General features: G+C 57.8%; 4 protein-coding genes and 1 pseudogene. 2 read left to right on the plus strand and 3 right to left on the minus strand.

Features of this window, described 5'->3' with window-relative positions; genetic code table 11:
• Positions 1-282: 282 nt before the first annotated feature.
• On the minus strand, positions 283-1,146 hold the full coding sequence (locus QM600_RS29035) for a hypothetical protein (RefSeq protein ID WP_283265205.1): 864 nt from the start codon (positions 1,144-1,146) through the stop codon (positions 283-285).
• 74 nt (positions 1,147-1,220) lie between these two features.
• On the opposite strand from QM600_RS29035, the pseudogene QM600_RS29040 reads away from it, so the two are divergent.
• A pseudogene (locus QM600_RS29040) lies at positions 1,221-1,469 on the plus strand (hypothetical protein); the annotation flags it as partial.
• A gap of 19 nt (positions 1,470-1,488) precedes the next feature.
• A complete protein-coding gene (locus tag QM600_RS29045) occupies positions 1,489-2,709 on the plus strand; it encodes a hypothetical protein (RefSeq protein WP_283265210.1) in 1,221 nt (406 codons plus the stop codon).
• Between the two features lie 43 nt (positions 2,710-2,752).
• On the opposite strand, the gene QM600_RS29050 is transcribed toward QM600_RS29045, so the two are convergent.
• Positions 2,753-2,935: a hypothetical protein gene (locus tag QM600_RS29050; RefSeq protein ID WP_283265207.1), complete on the minus strand. Its 183-nt coding sequence runs from the start codon at positions 2,933-2,935 to the stop codon at positions 2,753-2,755.
• A 284-nt stretch (positions 2,936-3,219) separates the two neighbouring features.
• On the minus strand, positions 3,220-3,705 hold the full coding sequence (locus tag QM600_RS29055; protein WP_283265209.1) for a hypothetical protein: 486 nt from the start codon (positions 3,703-3,705) through the stop codon (positions 3,220-3,222).
• Positions 3,706-4,215: the final 510 nt, after the last annotated feature.

Consider the following 4,215-nt stretch of genomic DNA (forward strand, 5'->3'; position numbering starts at 1 on the left):
TATTCTGGGGCTGATCAGTTATCGTCGGCGATGCGTTGACCTGTTGAGACCAAGAACGATTCCGAGACAAGCTCTACCTCGACCAATCCCCACGAGAGGCAACGCCGATTCGTGGATTTGTCTGACTTTCAGCGGTACGTGGCGCGGTTCTGATGGTTGAAAGTGGCAGGGTCTACTCATGACAACGTGGCACCTGAGCCGAACCGATCGTATGTGGCGCACCAGCTGCCCTGGAATCAACTACGACGGCGACGGCGTCACAACAAGTCCGACGCACAGACATCAAATCTCGGCGATGAACAACTCCATCATGGCCGCCGACCTGTCAGCCGGATCTTCCTCACTGAATATTCGATCAACGAGTGCTGCAACAGGAATCGGCTTGGGGATCTCTTCGAATCTCTCAAGAACTCGACCCAGCCGGAGTCGGTCGCTGACATCGACACAATCCAGAATGCGCCGTACGTCGTCTCTGCCGGCCACGAACGAAGTTGTTTCCAACACCTTGAGTACATCAGCGATGGAGACCCAATCATTGACGGCACGCATCTCATCGAGGATCAGATCCGTGATGTTCATGGCTGATAGCTCACGGTCGTCCCGTGCATTGGTGAGTGAACGGATCGGCTCCAGGCTTGGCCGACGGCTGTCCGCCTGCTCGTCGAAGTTTTTCAACGGAAGCAATTCGCCGAGTGATCCCCACCAGTGGACGCCAGCCGTGTCGGGTTTTAGCTTTTGCGCCACGGTTCCCAGTGGTTCGCCGATGTCGCCGGTGGCAACGTCTTTCCCGAACTGTGCAGGATCGATGTCGGCCGCCCCGCCTGGGTAGTGGTAGTCGTTCACTGATCGACGTATGCCCAATGTGTGTGGGTACTCGCGGTACCGGTAGAGCACGCAGAAGGCTGATTCGTCCTCGACCCAGGCATCGACCACTCCGACGCACCATGCCTCGGCCACCGTACTGCGGGCAAGGGCTTCAAGGCACGCATGAAGTGCGTGATGTGACCATGCCTCCGTGGGCTTGGCGAAGTGTTCGATCAATCTTCGATGTTGTTGCGTCGTCCGGCGTTGCGTCGGCGAGTAGACACGGTTTTCTACTTCGCGGTCGTCGAAGAAGTCCTCGTCGATCGTGATGTTCGGGCGCATGCAGTAACCCTAATTCGGGTATAGGGCTTGGGTTTCGAGTTGGGGTCGGATCCAGACCGTCTGCTATCTCTTCTATCGGTCTCGGGAGCGGTAGATTTTGCGCTGCACCTGCATCTCCGGGCCCACTGCTCACACTGGCCGACGAACACATGTCGGTTCCGACCGACAAAGGCGCCCACGCCGGCCGCAAGATTGGCTCGCTCGTGGCAGGGATGGTCGCCAGCGCAGACAGCATCGCCGACATGGCTTTGCTACGACACGGAGCGATGGGCACCCTCTTCGACCACCCCTACGCACCCTCGACCTTGGGTTCCTTCCCGCGTACGGATAATGTGCCGACTCATGACGACGCGCAACAAGGGCCGCAACAGTGGCCGCTCTTCAGGGCCACGCCCACCCATGAAGGACAACTACGACAAGCTAGCTCGCGAAATCTTTCCCGAGATGAACGCATCGCTCTACCAGTCTTCCCCGTCTACCTACTTCAGGATGCGACTCGCCTCAGCTGCGCTCCACCTGAAGCCAACAGCAGACATGCTTGCTAGCGATCAGTCCATGTCCTACGGCGTTGTCAGTGCCAAGTGGGAGCTTCCATCTGACGATCGTGTACGCGTTGAGTTCGTCTCGTTGGATGTGACCGTACTTTTTCACCATGCCGCGGAGACACTTATCCGATTGCTCTTCGCACACAGGGACACTCCAAACTGCCCGTGGCTCGAAGTCACAAGGCTCACCGACTTCAAGAAGTTCAAACAGTCCGTCGACCAACTGCGCAAGACCAAGAAGAGCGCGTGGGACCGAAAGAAGCTGGGTGTTGTGCTCCTGGGTGGAGCAACACCAGAGGATGCAGGACTCGATATCGACCAGGAAACTTGGGACGAACACATCGATGCATCCATCATCTTCTTCAGCGACGTCGCTGGCCGCCTGCTTGATGGTGCGAACATGTACAACACCGCCAAGCACGGATTGGCGGGGATCGTCGACAGCTCTACCCGGATGGAGATGGAGACAGATGGTGTGACCCATGTCCTCAACGACGGACCGAGCATCGCGTATCCCCATCGAGTTAAAGAGCGCGTCGATGGTGTCGACCAACTGAAGTGGCAGATTTCCCTGGACGCCGTGTTGATCGATAGCGACATGCTGATGATCGAGGCCATCTGCAAGTACATCGACTCGATCTTCGATGTGGCACGACGTCGGTACGTGGGCGAGGCCGGTGCGGTATGGATCTTGAACAGCAGCTTCATCTACACGACGATTCTGAAAGGCCGGGTTACTGCAGCGCAATTGGTGTCAGGTGTGGCCTTCGACGTGGCAACGGCGTCGACTGGACCGGATGGCGAGCGAAAGCTCAGCGGCATTGGGGTCAACCTGAAGTCACTGCGGATCAGCGATGAGGTGATAGAGGTCCTTGAGTCCTACGACGATGAAATGGATGCTCCACGTGTTGTGGACCTACCCGCACAAGAGCGGTATCGCCGGGTGACCGTAGACCCGAATAGTCACATCCTGCCGTTCTCACCTCCTGGCTCTCACTCGGTACTTGCGAATTCGTAAGCCTGGATCCGCCGATCTCAGATTGGCCTGCAACAATCTCACTCTAGATACCTTGCAGTGCAAGACTTTTCTGCTGCAGACGCTGACTGGCGGATGCACCTATATCCCGATCGCCTTGAACATCCGAGGTGACCTCTTGTTCGTCGATACCTGAGCCGGAAAATCCAGTGGATGCGTACGCGGATTCATGGGAGAAAACAAGACCAGGGACAGAGTTGGCATCCATCGACTCACTCCTGGAGGAAGTTGTTTCCTCACTCGAGCACGGACACCTTGTCGCGGCTGGGTTCCAGGTATCGACGAGGGTTGGCTGCACTGGGAATTCCCGTAGGCCTTCAACATGTCTCACCTGCCACTGTCTCGGCAACGGCCGATTCAGAGACATGGAAGAAACGGAGAGCTCCTCACCGTTATGGACGATCACGCTCAGGGAGGGGGACGGCTCGCTCTCGTAGAAGCTCACAAACCGTTGAGTAACCATCGATCCGTCATCCGCCCAACCCGACAAGGTCAGTGAGAACCGGACGCTTCCACACTCACCGGCCCAGCGCCCTGCCTCGCCAACCGTGTCCGACCGATGCTGAACACCTGCAACACAATCGCTAGCAACACCGCCAACAACGCAGCCGGGAAACTACCCAACACCGACAGCAACGACGGCGACGACGACGTGAACGCCGAAAAGAAACCCACCACCGACATCACCAGCAGCACCCCCGCAACAACCCACCCGGCCCAGGCCCGCGGAACCACAGCAGGAATCAAGCACAGCAGCACCGGCACCGCCAGAACAGGGAGCACCGACCACCCGAAATAGCCCCAAATCGACTGATCACACACCGCCTGGGGCAGAGAGAGCCCGATCTCGCAATCGGTGATCTCGAGTATCGACCACGACGCCACGAACACACCCAGGGCGGTAGCGATGATCGCCACCACGATCCACAACAATCGAATTACCGTCACCACGCGAGCATGCCATCCGCCGCCGCGCATGAAGGACGTCGTTCCTCACTCGAGCATGGACACCATTGTCGCGGTTGGGTTCCAGGTAGCGACGAGGGTTGGCTGCACTGGGAATTCCCCTAGGCCTTCAACATGTCTCACCTGACGCTGTCTCGGCAACGGCCGAATCTGGGACTGTCTCACCGATCAATGCACCAGAACCGAACGATTGACGGACACCAAGTTTCGATAGGCCGAATCGATAAATCGACGCTTCCTCAGACGCATTGTCCATGATTCGTGCATGATCATTTGATGCGTTTCTCCCGGTTGTTGCCCGTTTTCGTCGCATCATCCATCGTTCTTTCAGGTTGTGCGGATGAACCGCCGTCAACTCCGGCGCCGGTGATCATATCTTTTGACGACGGGTGGGGTCAGGTCTTCGTGGCGAACGTCGACGGCAGCGGTTTGCGACAGGTCTCCCCAACGGTCGGTGACGACAGCAGAGATAGCCGGTACGGCAATTACGCCGCGCTATCGCCCGACGGAACACAGCTGGCG

The organism is Rhodococcus sp. IEGM 1379 (assembly GCF_030056815.1).
GTDB lineage: Bacteria > Actinomycetota > Actinomycetes > Mycobacteriales > Mycobacteriaceae > Rhodococcus_F.

Bases quoted from the DNA above. Each gene is read 5' to 3' on its own strand.
- QM600_RS29035 (WP_283265205.1), bottom strand. From the start codon at position 1,146: ATGCGCCCGAACATCACGATCGACGAGGACTTCTTCGACGACCGCGAA.
- QM600_RS29045 (WP_283265210.1), top strand. From the start codon at position 1,489: ATGACGACGCGCAACAAGGGCCGCAACAGTGGCCGCTCTTCAGGGCCA.
- QM600_RS29050 (WP_283265207.1), bottom strand. From the start codon at position 2,935: ATGGATGCCAACTCTGTCCCTGGTCTTGTTTTCTCCCATGAATCCGCG.
- QM600_RS29055 (WP_283265209.1), bottom strand. From the start codon at position 3,705: ATGCGCGGCGGCGGATGGCATGCTCGCGTGGTGACGGTAATTCGATTG.